Source organism: Nostoc sp. T09 (assembly GCF_002154695.1).
GTDB lineage: Bacteria > Cyanobacteriota > Cyanobacteriia > Cyanobacteriales > Nostocaceae > Aulosira.
Genome location: NZ_MTAV01000002.1, coordinates 251,490 through 267,704 on the forward strand (window position 1 = coordinate 251,490; position 16,215 = coordinate 267,704).

The 16,215-nt window shown below is 43.3% G+C and carries 13 protein-coding genes; 10 read left to right on the top strand and 3 right to left on the bottom strand.

The genetic code is table 11. The features are described 5' to 3' along the window. Positions 1-38 precede the first annotated feature (38 nt). Together BV372_RS01475 and BV372_RS01480 are read left to right on the top strand one after the other, a co-directional pair. Positions 39-1,877 carry a tetratricopeptide repeat protein gene (locus BV372_RS01475; RefSeq protein ID WP_086682126.1) on the top strand — a complete coding sequence of 613 codons (1,839 nt, stop codon included), beginning with the start codon at positions 39-41 and terminating at the stop codon, positions 1,875-1,877. A 653-nt stretch (positions 1,878-2,530) separates the two neighbouring features. Further along, the gene (locus BV372_RS01480) at positions 2,531-3,553 is read left to right on the top strand and encodes a saccharopine dehydrogenase-like oxidoreductase (RefSeq protein ID WP_086682129.1); all 1,023 of its coding nucleotides are present in this window, start codon (positions 2,531-2,533) and stop codon (positions 3,551-3,553) included. 205 nt (positions 3,554-3,758) lie between these two features. Here BV372_RS01480 and BV372_RS01485 read toward each other — a convergent pair whose 3' ends face one another. Beyond that, positions 3,759-4,568 (bottom strand): DUF3598 family protein, encoded by an 810-nt coding sequence (locus BV372_RS01485; protein ID WP_086682482.1) that lies wholly within the window; start codon positions 4,566-4,568, stop codon positions 3,759-3,761. 124 nt (positions 4,569-4,692) lie between these two features. Further along, a complete protein-coding gene (locus BV372_RS01490) occupies positions 4,693-5,595 on the bottom strand; it encodes an ABC transporter permease (protein ID WP_086682132.1) in 903 nt (300 codons plus the stop codon). A 224-nt stretch (positions 5,596-5,819) separates the two neighbouring features. Between BV372_RS01490 and def the strand changes: the two genes are divergently transcribed. Beyond that, a complete protein-coding gene (def, locus tag BV372_RS01495) occupies positions 5,820-6,383 on the top strand; it encodes a peptide deformylase (protein ID WP_086682134.1) in 564 nt (187 codons plus the stop codon). A gap of 12 nt (positions 6,384-6,395) precedes the next feature. Next, positions 6,396-6,599: a hypothetical protein gene (locus BV372_RS01500; protein WP_086682137.1), complete on the top strand. Its 204-nt coding sequence runs from the start codon at positions 6,396-6,398 to the stop codon at positions 6,597-6,599. A 70-nt stretch (positions 6,600-6,669) separates the two neighbouring features. Here BV372_RS01500 and BV372_RS01505 read toward each other — a convergent pair whose 3' ends face one another. Then, positions 6,670-10,236 carry an NB-ARC domain-containing protein gene (locus BV372_RS01505; protein ID WP_086682140.1) on the bottom strand — a complete coding sequence of 1,189 codons (3,567 nt, stop codon included), beginning with the start codon at positions 10,234-10,236 and terminating at the stop codon, positions 6,670-6,672. A gap of 307 nt (positions 10,237-10,543) precedes the next feature. On the opposite strand from BV372_RS01505, the gene BV372_RS37340 reads away from it, so the two are divergent. From BV372_RS37340 to BV372_RS01530, 6 genes are all read left to right on the top strand, one after another. Continuing rightward, a complete protein-coding gene (locus BV372_RS37340) occupies positions 10,544-10,675 on the top strand; it encodes a hypothetical protein (RefSeq protein ID WP_256973056.1) in 132 nt (43 codons plus the stop codon). A gap of 88 nt (positions 10,676-10,763) precedes the next feature. After that, positions 10,764-11,003, top strand: coding sequence for a hypothetical protein (locus BV372_RS01510; protein ID WP_086682143.1), 240 nt, complete (start codon positions 10,764-10,766; stop codon positions 11,001-11,003). Between the two features lie 106 nt (positions 11,004-11,109). After that, positions 11,110-11,337: a hypothetical protein gene (locus BV372_RS01515; protein ID WP_086682146.1), complete on the top strand. Its 228-nt coding sequence runs from the start codon at positions 11,110-11,112 to the stop codon at positions 11,335-11,337. A 248-nt stretch (positions 11,338-11,585) separates the two neighbouring features. Continuing rightward, entirely contained in the window at positions 11,586-12,410 is an 825-nt protein-coding gene (locus tag BV372_RS01520) for a PD-(D/E)XK nuclease family protein (protein ID WP_086682149.1), read from the top strand. A gap of 78 nt (positions 12,411-12,488) precedes the next feature. After that, entirely contained in the window at positions 12,489-13,133 is a 645-nt protein-coding gene (locus BV372_RS01525) for a GNAT family N-acetyltransferase (protein WP_086682152.1), read from the top strand. 131 nt (positions 13,134-13,264) lie between these two features. Continuing rightward, positions 13,265-15,670, top strand: a complete 2,406-nt coding sequence (locus tag BV372_RS01530) for a DHH family phosphoesterase (protein ID WP_086682155.1) — start codon at positions 13,265-13,267, stop codon at positions 15,668-15,670. Positions 15,671-16,215: the final 545 nt, after the last annotated feature.

The following is a 16,215-nucleotide window of genomic DNA, read 5'->3' on the forward strand; positions in this document are numbered from 1 at the left end:
CTGTCTTTTAAACCAGCCAACCTCTTGCCATATCCTATATGAAGTCTATCGAAATTTTTATTTCTTATCACCAAGAAGATGAACAACTGCGCGAAGAGTTAGAGAAGCATCTAGCGACTTTGCTGCGGGAAAAACTTATTACTAGTTGGCACAAGCGCGAAATTATCGCTGGGCAAGAGTTTCAAGATGAAATTAATAAGTACCTCAAACGGGCTGGGCTAATTCTACTGTTGGTGAGTCCAGATTTTATTGCTTCAGACTATCACTGGACAGTTGAAGTTACACGAGCCTTAGAACAAAATGCCACAGGTAAGGCTCGTGTGATTCCGGTATTGCTACGCCATGCAGATTGGGACAATCCTCCCATTGATAAATTGTCACCCCTGCCAAGCAATCGCAAACCGATAAGAAGCTGGACTGACCGAGATGAAGCTTTCTTAGAAGTTGTCAAGGGAATTCGGCAAGAGGTGGCGCGATTAGTTGCTAGCTCGAATTACTCACCTCCCAAAGACAGTTCAGCAAACCAAAAACCTCTTGCTCTCAAACCCGCAGCAGATAATGCTCCATCTCAGCCTGGTAATCAAATTGAAACTGACCTAACGCTAGAACTTCCTCTGAGCATCGCTGAATTGACCTACGGTACAGAAAAGAAGATTGCGCTGGAGGATGGCTCAATTACTGTGACTGTTCCATCTGGTTTTAGTCCTGGTAAGAAACTGCGGATTCGAGGTAAAGGTAAACTTAACCCGATAACCAATCAACGGGGAGATTTGTATCTCAAGGTTGTCAGTATTCAAAAGGTAGAGGTATCACTGGAGGACTATCAGCAAAAGCTGCGACGATATGAGCAAGAATTAATCAAAGTCCTGCAATGGGAGTATCCACTCAGCCAACACAGCCGTGAAGGATTAAAGAATTATCAGCAGATGCTAAAACTCAGGGATGAGGATGTAACTCTGCTTGAGGAGCAAGTCATTGCACAAGAGCAAGAAAAGCGCCAAGATAAAGTCACAAGCCTGATTAACGAAGCGGAACGCTTACGCGAAGATAAAAAGTTCGAGGAAGCCGCCCTCAAATACCAAGCGGCCATCCGTCTTGACCGAAACAATGCATATGCTCACAATAACTTGGGGTTTGTTTTGGACGAGCTAGGTAGGCTAGAAGAAGCGATCGCCAGCTACCAAACAGCCTTGCGCCTCGACCCAAACAATGCATCTGCTCACAATAACTTGGGGAGTGCGCTGTCTAACCAAGGGAAGTTAGAAGAAGCGATCGCCAGCTACCAAACAGCCTTGCGCCTCAACCCAAACGATGCCTACCCTCACAACAACTTGGGAGGTGCGCTGTCCAAGCAAGGGAAGCTAGAAGCAGCGATCGCCAGCTACCAAACAGCCTTGCGCCTCGACCCAAACTTAGCATATGCTCACAATAACTTGGGGTATGCGCTGTACAAGCAAGGCAAGTTAGAAGCAGCGATCGCCAGCTATCAAACAGCCTTGCACCTTGACCCAAACAATGCATATGCTCACAATAACTTGGGGTTAACGCTGTCCAAGCAAGGCAAGCTAGAAGCAGCGATCGCCAGCTATCAAACAGCCTTGCACCTTGACCCAAACTTTGCATATGCTCACAATAACTTGGGGTTAGCGCTGTTTAAGCAAGGGAAGTTAGAAGCAGCGATCGCCAGCTACCAAACAGCCTTGCGCCTCGACCCAAACGATGCCTACCCTCACCATAACTTGGGGTTAGCGCTGTACCATCAAGGAAAGGTAGAAGCAGCGATCGCCGAATTAGAAATAGCTGTTCGCCTCGATCCTAGTAGCACTGTATTTCGTGAAAACTTAGAGTTTTTGAGGAATGAGAAGAAGAGTTGTTAGGGGCGTTTATTTGGTTAAAATATTCGCAATCTCAAAGGTAGGCGAGCACTTATTTTTGAGAATGCAATCACTCTACCTTCAATCCTCACAATTTCACTTCCGAACACGAAGCTTCCACTTTGGAACATGAATTGTCGAGTAAAAAGGGCGATCATTCGACCTCAGAGCTTCATCATTTCACCTTTTAACTCGAAGCTTGCACTTTGGAACACGAATTGTCGAGTAAAAAGGCAATCATTCGACCTTAAAGCCAGATCATTCAATTTCTGAATTCTGTGGGTATAGTTAGAGTAACGCCAGAACAATCCGCAATCCATCTTCAACGAGTAACATCACGCGATCGCTAACTTAGCTCACCTGCTTAAGCTGTAAAGCTCAAGCTCAACAAGGAACGGTTCAAGACTACTGCCTTTCTCAGCATACACGGCATCTAACTGTTCTGTGATGCGATCTCCACGATACGCTCTTAAGGCCAAAAGTTTCTCAATTTCATTCTACTCAGCAATAATTTCTGATGAAAAAACTGATCTCCTTGGAGAAGAAACCAGGATAATGAAGCATAATTAACCTTTATAGCTTTTAGTTACCAGCCACAGGCAAAATGCTGAAATGCTGAATACTCAAAGCTTTCGATTCAACTTAACTACTTGGCTATGAATCCAGAACAAGTCAAAAGTTCTCTTAATATTTCGCCAGCGATACGTGTAGGAGTACTGGGTTTCGGCGGACTCGGACAAGCAGCCGCCAAGGTACTTGCTGGCAAACGGGAAATGATTTTAGTAGCCGTGGCAGATCAAAAGGGCTTCGCTTACGCTGCTGAAGGTTTAAATGTTCAAGAATGCATTGCAACTTACCAATCTCAAGGTTCGGTGGGTTATTTAGAGCCAGTTGGGACTTTAACAAATCACAGCATTCAAGATTTAATTGACACCACACAACCTGTAGATGGGTATTTTCTGGCTTTACCCAATTTACCTAACGACTTTATTCCTTCTGTTGCCAAGCAGTTTATCTCTGCTGATTGGCAAGGGGTGCTGGTGGATGCGATTAAGCGCACCAGTGCTGTAGAACAACTACTGGCCATGAAAGAGGAACTGCAAGCAGCCGGAATTACCTACATGACAGGATGTGGGGCGACACCTGGATTGTTAACAGCCGCAGCCGCTTTAGCAGCCCAAAGCTACGCGGAAATTCACAAAGTTGAAATTACCTTTGGGGTAGGAATTGCTAACTGGGAAGCTTACCGCGCCACAGTTAGAGAAGATATTGGCCATATGCCTGGTTACTCGGTGGAAGCTGCTAGGGCGATGAGTGACGCGGAAGTAGAAGCACTACTAGATAAAACTAACGGCGTGCTTACCTTAGAAAATATGGAACACGCCGATGATGTGATGCTAGAGTTTGCCGGAATATGTGATCGCGATCGCGTTACTGTTGGTGGTGTAGTGGATACGCGCAATCCTAAAAAGCCCCTCAGCACCAACGTTAAGGTTACAGGACGTACCTTTGAAGGTAAAATTTCCACTCATACCTTTACTTTGGGAGATGAAACCAGTATGGCAGCCAATGTCTGCGGTCCTGCTTTTGGTTATCTCAAAGCCGGTAGGCAATTGCACCAACGCAGTATCTATGGAATTTTTACTGCTGCCGAAATTATGCCTCAATTTGTGAAGTAATGGGCTAGGGAATAGAGGTTAGAGACTATAGCGCTTCTCGCTTGATAGGAATACTGTCGGAACCTCACCCCACATTTGCTAACGCAAAAGTTCCCCACTCCGCAGGAGAGTGAGGGAATTAAGGGGTGGCGTCAAAGCATACTGCACCCAACTGAGAAACGCTATATTCTTTGACTTCTATGGGCAAGAACTTTGCTCTAAACTCTTAGACTTTTTGTTCTGTAACTAAGGTGAGACTTGTCCATTCACCTTTGTCACTGTAGCTGCGAACCATTCTTTGGCGAAGATTTGGCTGAATTAACCAACCTACTTCTAGGATAAAACTTTGGCGGAGATTAACTTTCAGTGGAGAAGTAGCGGAAGCACCATTAGGTAGAAGCAATACTTGCATCTGCTTGTGCGGATCTTGATCGAAGTGGATGATGGGCCCTTTAATGGTTGCACTGGAGGTAATTGTGTGTTTGCCATAAGAAAGACTTTGAACAAATCGCCCAGCATCATTAAGTTTTAATTCTAAGGTTGTTGAGACAGTATTAGGCGATCGCAAATCTGTATATATTGTTATTGCTTCACCTCGCCATTCTCCCAACAAGTCCTCTACTTGTACAGTCGGGCTTTCTGCGGCTTCAGTACCAGCTAAATGTTCTCGAATTAGGGTGAGTTGATCTAGTTGACCGTTTTTATCAAATAGTTGCACCAGACGCAAACGGTGATTTTCATGAATCAAACCCAGTTCCGCCCCAAATTCAGTAAATGGTGCTAGTTGAATTGAACCTTGAGAAAATGCGCCATTTTCAAAAAACAAAGTACTCTTAGACAAAGAACTGTATTCCAGAACTAAATCTTCTTGTCCCTGACGGCGAACAATCTGGCGAATTGTCTGGTTATTATTCAACCCTTCTAAAGAGACGACACTTTTGATATCTTGCAGTAGTTCACCTTGGGGCGAGAAACGGGTGAATGAACCTTGCCATTCACCAAGATTTTGCAGCAACCGTTCCCATTGAGATGTCATAGCAATTTTGTCCTTTGTCCTTTGTCCTTTGGCATTTGTCATTGGTCATTTGTCATTTGTCATCTGTCATTTGAATAACCATTGACCGCCTATTGCCTCTTGACCCTTGACTGTTGACTAATGACTAACTTCTAGCAAAACGCCGGACAGCAAATAAACTCCCCATTAATCCTACAGCTGCACCAAAGCTCAAGAGAATTAAAGGTAATAATAAGATTTGTACGGAAGTGAGTTGTAAACCTTTAGTAATAAATTGAATAAACTCAGGCTGCTTGGCTAGCAGGTTTCCGAGAAACTGTTGAATTAGAGAAATAAAACTCCAAGCGATCGCACCCCCAAGTATGCCAAAAGTTATACCTTGCAAAATAAAGGGTAAGTAAATCCAAGCAGTAGTTGCACCCACTAACTGCATGATTTCTATTTCTTGTCGTCGCGCCATCACAATCAAACGAATTGTAATACTAGTGACAGCGATCGCAGTTAAGGTGAGGATGATAGTAATTGTCAAAGTAATCCAGTTTAGGCCTTGGTGTAACTTGGCGATGCGTTTAACTGCTTCATCGACATACTGCACCGTATTAACCCCCGGTAACTTAGCCAACTGCGTCGCTAAATTCGGCACAACTTCCGAGTTCCGGGCTTTTACTTTTATTTCATCAACCAGGGGATTTTCTCCTAGCTGCTGATTAGCACCTTCAATATCAGAAATTCTTAGTTCTTTAACTAACTTACTCCAAGCTTGCTCTTTGGTAATTGTTTGCGTTGCTGCCACCTCTGGCATATTTGTTACTAGTGCTTCAATGGTTGTGGCTGGTGTACCAGAATCAAGATAAACTGAGACTTCCATTTGGCTACCAAACTGGTAAAGAAGCTTTTCCACTTGCCAGGAAGTTTGCAAACTCATACCAAATAAAAATAGCAATACCGTTACAGTACTAACAGCTGCCCAGTTCATCCAACCTCCACGCAGTAAGCCAAGGAACGTTTCTTTGAGCAGGTAGTCAAGTTTATTTAAAAATTTCAACACACATTATGACTCCGATATACGAATTTTGCGCCTAAATGCAAGATCTCGTAGGGGTTTAGCATTGCTAAACCCCTACTAATTGGCGCGATATCAGATCACATTTATACTCGACGGTGGAGAGTTTGGGTATTTTGGGTTTTTTACCGCAGAGGCCGCAGGATTCCACCCCCAACGAGATTGATAGAATTAGAGTAGGAATTTTCACAATCTAGCCATCAGGAATCATGCCCTCCGAAATTGCTGTCGAGAAAAAAAAGTTAACAAATCCTCCTTTGGAACTTCACTATTTAGGCGATCGCGTTTTACGTCAACCAGCAAAGCGCATTACTAAAGTAGATGATGAACTACGCCAACTAGTACGCGAAATGCTGCAAACTATGTACAGCAAAGATGGCATTGGTTTAGCTGCGCCCCAAGTAGGAGTTCATAAACAACTAATAGTCATTGACCTTGAACCAGATAATCCAGCTAATCCACCCCTGGTATTGATCAACCCGACAATAAAACAGGTGAGCAAGGAAATCTGCGTTGCGCAAGAAGGCTGTTTGAGCATTCCCAATGTTTACATGGATGTGAAGCGCCCAGAAGTGGTGGAAATTGCCTATAAAGATGAATATGGTCGTCCTAAGACATTAAAGGCTAATGACTTACTCGGACGCTGCATTCAGCACGAAATGGATCACCTCAATGGCGTGGTATTTGTAGACCGCGTGGATAATTCCTTGACTTTGGCCCAGGAACTATCTAAAAATGGCTTCTCGTATCAAGCCGTGAAACCTGTAGCATAGGGTGGTCTAGTAGTGTATTTAACTCCAAAAAGCGGTTTATTTCTAGGCGGTTCTTGTGTAACCGCGATCGCGGCTGTCGGTTCAATTTTTGAACTCAGTTACGGACAACCAGATTTAGGCGTCCCACTCACGACAATTATCCTAGTATTGAGCATTCCACTCACAGGATTATTTTTCTTTGCCGCAGTGAGGGACGCAAGGGCTAACATTAAATAAGCATCAGGTACATAAAAAGGTAAAAGCAAGAAGGACAAATTACAAAATTCATCCTTTTGCCTTTTACCTTTTACTTTTTCTCTTTGTCTTCCACTGCCCCTAAAGCTTTGAGTGTTAATGCCTGTGATCCAGTTAACCCTGTAACCCCAGTAATATTCATACCTTCATAGGGTCTAGGCGATCGCAGTGTTTTCTGGCACTTGCCTGTTGCTACATCCCAGAGCTTAATTGTCCCATCTTGGCCACCACTAGCCAAAGTCTTACCATCAGGACTGAAGCCCACAGACCATACCCCCAAAGAATGCACTTCCAAAGTAAGGCGGCATTCACCTGTACTAATATCCCACAGTTTCACGGTGTCGTCTAAACTGCCACTAGCAAGAGTCTGACCATCTGGACTAAAAGCGATTGACCATATCCAGCCTTGATGTCCGCACAAAGTGAGGCGGCATTCACCTGTAGTAATATTCCATAGCCGCACTGTACGGTCTAAACTGCCACTAGCAAGAGTTTGACCATCTGGACTAAAAGCAATAGACCGCAGGAAATCTTCATGTCCGTGCAAAGTGAGTTGGCCCTCACCTGTGTGGAGATTCCATAGCCGCACTGTGCGGTCTCCACTGCCACTAGCTAGAGTTTGACCATTAGGACTGAAGGCAACTGACCATACCCAGCCTTGATGTCCATGAAAAGTCAGGTGACATTCACCTGTCGTGACATCCCATAGCTTGACTGTTTTATCATCACTGCCGGTAGCAAGTAGCGTCCCATCTGGGCTAAAGGCAACTGACCGCAGAAAATCTTCATGTCCGTAAAAAGTCAGGTGGCATTCACCCGTGTTGACATCCCATAGCTTGGCTGTTTTGTCATCGCTGCCGGTAGCAAGCATCGTACCATCGGGACTAAAAGTGACTGACCAGACGTGACCGTTGTGTTCATCCAAAGGTAGGTTGGCTTCATTTTTGGCAATATCCCAGCAACGTACTGTTTTGTCATCACTTCCACTGCACAAGATTTGACCATCTGGACTAAAAGCTATTGACCTTATTCCTCTGGTATAACCCTGCCAGCTCATGCGACAGTTGCCTGTGCTGACATCCCACAATCTCATCATCTGGTCATCACTGCCACTCAGCAGGACATTACCTAGAGAATTGAAGGCAACTGACCAGACTCGGCCGCTGTGTCCTGCCAAAAGTTTTAGGCATTCACCACTATTTGCGTCCCATAATCTAACTTTTTGGTCATCGCTGCCACTGGCCAGGGTCTTACCATCTGGGCTAAAAGCAACTGACCAGACTCGACCACTGTGTCCTGTGAAAGTTTTCACACATATACTGCTGCTAACATCCCATAACCTAACTTTTTGGTCATCACTGCCAGTAACCAGGGTTTTACCATCTGGACTAAAAGCAATGGAGGATACGCAATCATCATGTTTGAGGGTTTGGTAGCATTTGCCTGTGCTAACATCCCAAAAGCGTACTGTTGTGTCGATACTAGCACTAGCAACAGTTTTACCATCTGGGCTGAAACTAACTGACCGAACAAAGTCTTCATGTCCGTGCAAAGTGAGGCGGCATTTGCCTGTAGTCACATCCCAGCAGCGTACTGTTTTGTCATCGCTACCACTAGCAAGAGTTTTACCATCTGGACTGAAGGCTACTGACCGGATAAAATCTTCATGTCCATGCAAAGTGAGGCGGCATTTGCCCGTAGTCACATCCCAGCAGCGTACTGTTTTGTCATCGCTACCACTAGCAAGAGTTTTATCATCTGGACTGAAGGCTACTGACCGTACCCAACCAATATAAGTTTGACAAGCTAAAATTTGTCTACCATCTGCAACCCGCCACAAACGAATCTCACCATTAGCATCACCTGTAGCTAAAAGTTCTCTATTATGGCTAAAGGCAACAGACAAAATACTTCCGAAGGTTTCAGTAAAAACTGATTTCCTTAAATCGGATTTAGCAAAATTAACGTGATGTAAATTTATTCCCCGCAAATAAGCTTGCCAGATTGCCAGATGCGAAAAGTTATAACTAGTTAAATCTGTTTTTAATTGACACAAGATATTGATAATGTTTCCTCCTGCGTATCCTGATGTAACAGTAAATTTATCGCGCAGGCTATTAAGGATTTTAATTAGGTTGTTTTCCAGATTTTTTTTAATTAAAAAAATATTTATTAATCTGTCTATAATTGGCTTGATAATTAGGCGAATTTGAGTATCTCTGACATAATCTTTAGCACTAGTTTCCATTAAAGGATGACTCATCAACAAGGCAACTTCACCACTAGCAATTTCTTGACAAACCTCCTCTATTAATCGGTCTGTAATGTACTCCATGACCACAGGTTGCAGGGTAAAGAATGCAGATATTTTCTCACTTTTGTCAATGAGCGTCGGTGTAGCCTTCTCGATTAGCGATCGCCTGCGTAAAGATTCTAGAGCTTCTAATAATTCCCTTTTTGGTAAAACAGGCAAAATATTATCCAGCAATTCCTCTAATGAAACTGCCTCACGCTTGATTGCCAACCAATAAAGAATTTCTTGTTCTGCTTTTGAAGTGCGCTCAAATTGCCGATCTAATAAATTACGGGTGTCACCAAAAATTATCTCTCCTGACTTAATAAAAGCGGCAATATCACCACCAAATAGCTCCCGAATCGGCTCAGAAACTAACTTTAATGCTAAGGGATTACCTGAATAATTCTCAACTAGCTTTGCCCAATCTTGCTTTGACCCAAATATGCCTTTATCTTTAAGAATTTCTTGCCCTTCTATTTCTCCTAAGCCAGCTAATAATAGTGTTCTGACTGGCGATGTTTCTCCCTCTAGAGGAGCAAATTCTTTGGGTTTTTCCCGAGAAGTCAATACTAAACAACTTTGATGCGCTTCTTCCCCCACTCGTTTGAGTAGTTGACCATAAGCTTCATATCCTTGTCTATATTCCCCAGCGCGATTGGCTCCTTGTAAAATGGTTTCGGCATTATCCAAGACTAAAAGACAACGCTGTTCTCGTAAATATTTAATCAGTAAAGTGATTTGACTATCTACGGTTTCTGGTAAATCAATTTCCTTTTGATTGGATAAAAATACGATCAGGTTAGCCAAGAGTTCTTTTAGCGGTAGGGCATTGCGGAGCGATCGCCAAATTAAGTACTCAAAATCATACTGCACTTCTTCTGCTAGCTTTACAGACAAAGTAGTTTTGCCTATTCCTCCCATCCCTAATAGTGTTACTAATCGGCACTTATCTTTGACAATCCATTGCTTGAGGTGAGACAGTTCTGCTTCTCGTCCGTAAAAGTTACCACTTATACTAGGTGCTTCGCCCCAATCTGGAGGCTTGCTGGCAATGGGTTTCACACTAACCGAAGAGGCATGATAGTCTCTTTCAATCACTTGTTGTAACTTAGTGAGTTTTCCAGGCCCAACACCATTAACATGAAATTTTTTATAAACCTCACTTAACCTTTTGCGTACTGCCTCAGCACTAATATTCAATTCTTTGGCGATCGCATTTGGTGATTGTCCCTCTACTGCATATATCAATACTTCTATTTCACTTTCTGACAAACTTCGCTCTTGGGCTAGAGCTAAAAGAAAGTCTTTGGGAATGACACTCATACTCACACTGGGCAGACTACATGTCTCATGCTATCTCACAAAGTGAGAAAAGCAGATTTAACAAGTGAGGATGAAATAAGTCTTTAGATATATTTTCGAGTAATTTTACTTAAGTATGCCTTGACGAGGTAACTAAGTTACTTTATAGTAATTTTAATCGCACTTTTGGGTAACTTAGTTAAGTTTAAAGGTACTTTAAAGAAACTTAGTGAGGAAAGGCTGATTCTGAAACAGGCGAATCATCAAAGTTGATTGCCTGCTTGTAAGTAATGCAGTTGAGGGGTTGATGTGTGTATTTGAATTAAACATGACCCTGAGAATTTATCGAGGAGCTTATTTTTCATTTGCAAATACCATGACCACCCTTGTGGCATTCCAACTCAACTCAGAAGTGGGATTGCTGCGTCATGCCTTGGCTGGGTGGGGGCGCTTGGCATAGCTATGCTATGGGCATTCGCTCCTGATTTAGCGTAGTCGAGGTGACGCACTCGCTGCCTAAATTTACATTTCCAAACAGGACGAAAGCTATGAAAAGCAATTTTAAAGACGATCAAAACCTACTGTTTAAGTGGGCTTCTAGGGGACTTAAGTATTTTTTGCTGACTGTGCTGGGCTTTGTCATCGCCTGTGTTGTGTCTCACAGTTTTGGTGCAGCTTCTTTGACTGCGATGCTGCTATCGCCTAGCCTCTGGATTTGGTTTTTCCGAATCGGAGTATTCCTCTTTTGCGTGTTTGCGATTGCCGTAGTGATTGAGTCTTGGAGTTAATTTCTCAGCTATTTTGTGCTCACTCAATACTCATGGTGAACTTTAATCAAATTTGCCTTTGGTTAACTTCCATTCAACCAAAGGCTTTCCCAATAGGAGATGACAAATGCCAAACCACAACAAAAAAGGCTCCCCAGAAGAAACACTGTCACCGATTTTAGTTATTTTAGTCGCTGGGTCAATTTCTTTGGCAATTATCAACAAAGACAATCACCCAGCATATTTTGATATTGTAAAAATTGCGATGGCTTATAGCTTTGGTTCAATGAAGCCCCTAGGAGAAAATAAACAGTCCAAAAACCAGAAAAATGCAGATGACGAGGAGGTGAAATAATATCTCCGCGTTATAGCGTCATCATTTTTGAAGGGCTGATTACTTCCACTGTCTTAGCAGAGTGAAAGCAGCCCAATCAAATGGTGCCGCAAAGGCTTGGTGTTGCCACATTTCTATCTATATGGTTCGCAATGCAGCGGTAGGGGTTAAACTTTCTTTCAAAATTATGATTTGTGAGCCTGATTTGTAAGCATAATTTAGAGCGATCGCTTATCCTGGCAAACAGCGATCGCTTCTAGAATATAAGTATGCTGTCAACTCCTACTCAACTATTACGAATTTCCCAAGGACAACTTAATTTACTAGAACGTTGTCCTCGTCAGTTTCAACATACCTACTTAGAAAACCTCAATTCTCCCTCAGATCCAGAACAGGAAGAACGGCAAACTTTAGGTAGTCGCTTTCACTTGCTGATGCAGCAACGAGAAATGGGTTTGCCAATTCAGAGTTTTTTACAAGCAGATACCCAACTACAAACCTGGATGGCAGCTTTTGCCAATGCTGCACCAGAAATTTTAGCACCTGCGGCTGATAACCAAACTTTCCGGGAAAGCGAACATTACCGGACTCTGCAAGTACAAAACTATTTGCTCACTGTTGTCTATGATTTATTAATAGCTGATAACCAAAAAGCCCAAATTCTGGACTGGAAAACTTATCCTAAACCACCACATAAAAGCAAGTTAGAACAGAACTGGCAAACACGTCTTTATCTCTATGTTTTGGCAGAAACTAGCGAATACTTGCCAGAAAATATTTCGATGACCTACTGGTTTGTTCAGTCTGAAGGCAAACCACAAAATATTAAATTTACATACAATACTGTGCAACACAAGCGAACTGCTAATGAACTTAATGAACTGTTAAGCGATTTAACTTATTGGCTAGAACGTTATCAACAAAAAGAGCAATTTCCCCAACTGCCATTAGGTAATAAAGCCTGCAATTATTGTCAATTTGCCAGTCGCTGCGATCGCACACAAGCAACTGAACAAGAAAGCGATGTCTACGACGGGCTACACCTACGCAACTCCTTGCCAAATCTCGCCAGTATAGAAGAAGTATCGCTTTAAGCTTAAGAAGAGGCAGAAAATGAAAATTCTTACGCTTTTTAGACCTAGTTATACCTAAAAATTACAACTTTAACAGCTATGACAAACATTGATGACATGGACACAGTGTATGTCCGTGAATTAGGAATTGATGACATAGCCCCTGTTTACCACTTAGGAGAAGAGCTATTTACCAGCGATTTATATCCTTATTTATATAGAACTTGGGATGAATGGGAGGTGATTGGACTTTACAACACAGATCCCGAATACTGCTTGGTGGCTGAAATAGATGGCGAACTTGCAGGATTCATTTTAGGAACTATTATTACCAAAGCATCTTGGACTTACGGATATATCTTGTGGTTGGGAGTTAGTCCCCAGTTTCAGCGTCGGGGAGTAGCAGATAAGCTAGTTGATAAGGTTGTCGCTCGCATGATTGAAGATGGGGCGCGATTTATGCTGGTGGACACCGACCCCACCAATACGTCAGCAGTCAAGTTTTTCAACCGTAAAGGTTTTGGCAATAATCGTCAGCATATTTTCTTGTCAATGAATCTCAGCAAGCACCCATACTATGGCAGACTGATTGATTATGAACATCAAAAAGCCGAAAGAGCAGGTTATAGGCGATCGCGTCCGGCTGCTATTCGCGCCCGTAAGCCTGAGGGATTTGCTAACGAAGTTGTCCTCAATCCTTTAGTAAATGAACCTCAGAGAGATTTAATGATCAATGATGATTAGTCATTATTCATTGGGCATTGGGCATTGGGCATTTTATCTTCCCCTGCCCCCTTGTCCCCCTAGTCTCATTTCTCCCCACACTCCCCACACTCCCCACACTCCCTTGTCCCCCTCATCCCCCTTCTCTCAAAATGCAGTGGACTCTAGCAGCAACTGAACAACCACCAGAGTGGTTTATCCAAGCAGTGAAAAACTATACTCCTGCATCAAGTGGGCTTTATGCAGCACAATTATTATGGCAACGGGGTATTCAAGATAAATCCCAATTAGAAGGTTTCGTCAACTATAAAACCTATCAACCAGCCAGCCCCTTTGAGTTTGGGGAAGAAATGCATCTAGCGGTTGCACGTTTGCAACAAGCACGCAATGCTGGTGAGAAAATTGCTATTTGGGGAGATTTTGACGCCGACGGGATTACCTCTACATCTGTGCTTTGGGATGGTTTGGGGCAATTTTTTGTGCAAAACATACAGTTAAGTTATTACATTCCCAACCGCCTGAAAGAATCCCACGGACTCAATGATTCAGGTATTGATAACTTAGCAAAACAAGGTATTACATTAATTGTCACTTGCGATACTGGCAGCACCAATATTGATGAAATTATTTATGCTCAAAAGCTAGGCATTGATGTCATAGTTACAGACCATCACACATTACCCGCAGAACGTCCACCAGTTAGCGCAATTATCAACCCGCGCAATTTGCCGAATGAACATCCACTATTTAATCTTTCTGGGGTGGCGGTAGCTTACAAGTTAGTAGAAGCACTTTATCAAACCCTGCCTGATATACCAAAACATCCCTTAGAGGATTTATTAGATTTAGTGGCTGTCGGGTTAATTGCCGACTTGGTGCAATTAAGCGGAGATTGTCGATATTTAGCGCAATTAGGAATTCAACGTCTACAGGAAGATTTTAAACAACCACCCACAGCAAGGCGACGACCAGGGGTGGGTAGATTATTAGAATTGTGTCAGAAAAGTGGCGATCGCCCCACAGATATTTCCTTTGGTTTGGGACCGCGCATCAATGCAGTTAGCCGCATTCAAGGCGATGCTAGTTTTTGTGTAGAATTACTCACAAGCCGCGATGTCAAACGTTGTAATGAACTGGCAGAAGATACAGAACTAGCCAACGCCCGCCGTAAGTCCTTGCAGAAAGACGTGCAAACGCAAGTAGCACATAAGCTTACCCAATTAGATTTATCTACCACAAGTGCGATCGTCATAGCAGATGCTCAATGGCCTGTAGGCGTGTTGGGTTTAGTTGCGGGACAAGTAGCACAAGAAACAGGCCGCCCGACGATTTTGTTGAGTACAGAAGTAGCAGAGGAGCAAGGGAGCAGTACTTCAACTGCGCTCAGTGCCCAAGGAGCAGTGGGAGAGGGGGAAGATGAGGAGATGGGTAAGAAAACTCCCCACACGCCCCACACTCCCTCATCCCCCCTCGCCCGTGGTTCTGCCCGTTCAGTGAATTCTGTTGATTTATACCAATTAGTCAAAGACCAAGCACATCTGTTGCATCGCTTTGGCGGACATCCCTTCGCCGCTGGGTTGAGTATGTTGGTAGAAAATATTCCCTTATTTACAGAAGCAATTAACCAAAGGTTGCGGCAATCCTTGGGTGGTAAAATGCTCACGCCCACAGTCCAAGCAGACATAGCGGTAACAGTTGCAGATTTAGGCAAAGATTTATTTTTAGAACTCAAAGTACTAGAACCTTGTGGCATGGGTAATCCTGTCCCGAAACTGTTGATTCAAAACTGCTGGTTTGAAAATGCTTGGCATCGCAATCAACAAGATTCCCAAGGGAAAAAAGTACAGTACATTAAAACCGATTTTGATATTCGGGATGATTCCAGCAGAAATGCTTTTCCGGGTATCTGGTGGGGACATTACAAAGATGAATTACCCATTGGTAGATGTGATTGCATAGCCGAGTTGGACTACAACACCTTTAAAAAACGCTACGAAATTAGATTAATCGCCGTTCGTCCCAGCGCTAACTCACTACTCACCACTCAGCACTCAGAACTTATCTTCGATTGGCGCAATCAAGAACACTCAGAACTTAAAACTCAGAACTCAACACTGATTATCGAAGAATGTCCCAATAGCTGGGATGATTTACGGGCTTGGTGGAAGCGATGTGTTTACAATCATCAACAACTTGCGATCGCCTGGACTAAACCCCACCAGCAACCACCCAACCAAATTTGGCTGACTCTGGTGGGAATTGCCAAATATCTCAGTCGCACCAATCAACTAGTTACCCGCGTCCAACTTTTAGACAAACTGGGCATTGGCGACCAAACCTTACTGATGGGAATCAGAGCATTAAAATATTTAGGATTCACACTTCAACGCCAAGATAATTATTTGCGAATTAGTCAAGAACCCGAAAATGCCTCCCAAACTCAAGCCGATGCGGCTGTTGCCAAATTTTTAGCGGCTGTGCGCGAAGAACAATTTCAACGAGAGTATTTTGCTGAAGTACCCTTGTCTACGATTGTGGCGATGGTTAATAGTCAGTAGTTCGCCCGCTGTCTGGGAGTGCGATCGCATCTCTAGGATTCATATTTGATTTTTGAAATACACCTCACAATCGCACCATATCTAGGTTTTGGTGGGCATTGCCTAGGGTGTGGACTCTGTGCTTTTTTAAGAGTTCAAAAATCATGCAAAATATGTGTCGTCATTGCGAGGAGGAACGACGAAGCAATCGCAAATATTCTGGGATTGCTTCGCTTCGCTCGCAATGACACCAGGCAAAAATAGCATAAACCAAAAACCCCCAAATTCCATCAAAGTGAACAGCCTAGGCATTGCCCACCCTAAAGTTAAGCTTTCACGTTGCGGTACTGGAGTGTTGAATTTTGGCGAAGGTAATAAACCACAATTTTGGTTAGGGATTTCCAGAAATTAAATTATCCAATTTTGAGACGCGAAGACGACGATCAGATTCTTTCTCCCCCAGCCTCCCCAGCTACCCCAGCTTCAAAAGCGATGGGATAATTATTTATTTGGAAGTCCCTTACATTCAACTCCTTATCTGGGAATCCTGAAAGAAAGAAAATTCA

Excerpts from the sequence above, each read along its gene's own strand:
- BV372_RS01475 (WP_086682126.1), top strand. The coding sequence starts at position 39 with ATGAAGTCTATCGAAATTTTTATTTCTTATCACCAAGAAGATGAACAA.
- BV372_RS01480 (WP_086682129.1), top strand. The coding sequence starts at position 2,531 with ATGAATCCAGAACAAGTCAAAAGTTCTCTTAATATTTCGCCAGCGATA.
- BV372_RS01485 (WP_086682482.1), bottom strand. The coding sequence starts at position 4,568 with ATGACATCTCAATGGGAACGGTTGCTGCAAAATCTTGGTGAATGGCAA.
- def (WP_086682134.1), top strand. The coding sequence starts at position 5,820 with ATGCCCTCCGAAATTGCTGTCGAGAAAAAAAAGTTAACAAATCCTCCT.
- BV372_RS01505 (WP_086682140.1), bottom strand. The coding sequence starts at position 10,236 with ATGAGTGTCATTCCCAAAGACTTTCTTTTAGCTCTAGCCCAAGAGCGA.
- BV372_RS37340 (WP_256973056.1), top strand. The coding sequence starts at position 10,544 with ATGACCCTGAGAATTTATCGAGGAGCTTATTTTTCATTTGCAAATACC.
- BV372_RS01510 (WP_086682143.1), top strand. The coding sequence starts at position 10,764 with ATGAAAAGCAATTTTAAAGACGATCAAAACCTACTGTTTAAGTGGGCT.
- BV372_RS01515 (WP_086682146.1), top strand. The coding sequence starts at position 11,110 with ATGCCAAACCACAACAAAAAAGGCTCCCCAGAAGAAACACTGTCACCG.
- BV372_RS01520 (WP_086682149.1), top strand. The coding sequence starts at position 11,586 with ATGCTGTCAACTCCTACTCAACTATTACGAATTTCCCAAGGACAACTT.
- BV372_RS01525 (WP_086682152.1), top strand. The coding sequence starts at position 12,489 with ATGACAAACATTGATGACATGGACACAGTGTATGTCCGTGAATTAGGA.
- BV372_RS01530 (WP_086682155.1), top strand. The coding sequence starts at position 13,265 with ATGCAGTGGACTCTAGCAGCAACTGAACAACCACCAGAGTGGTTTATC.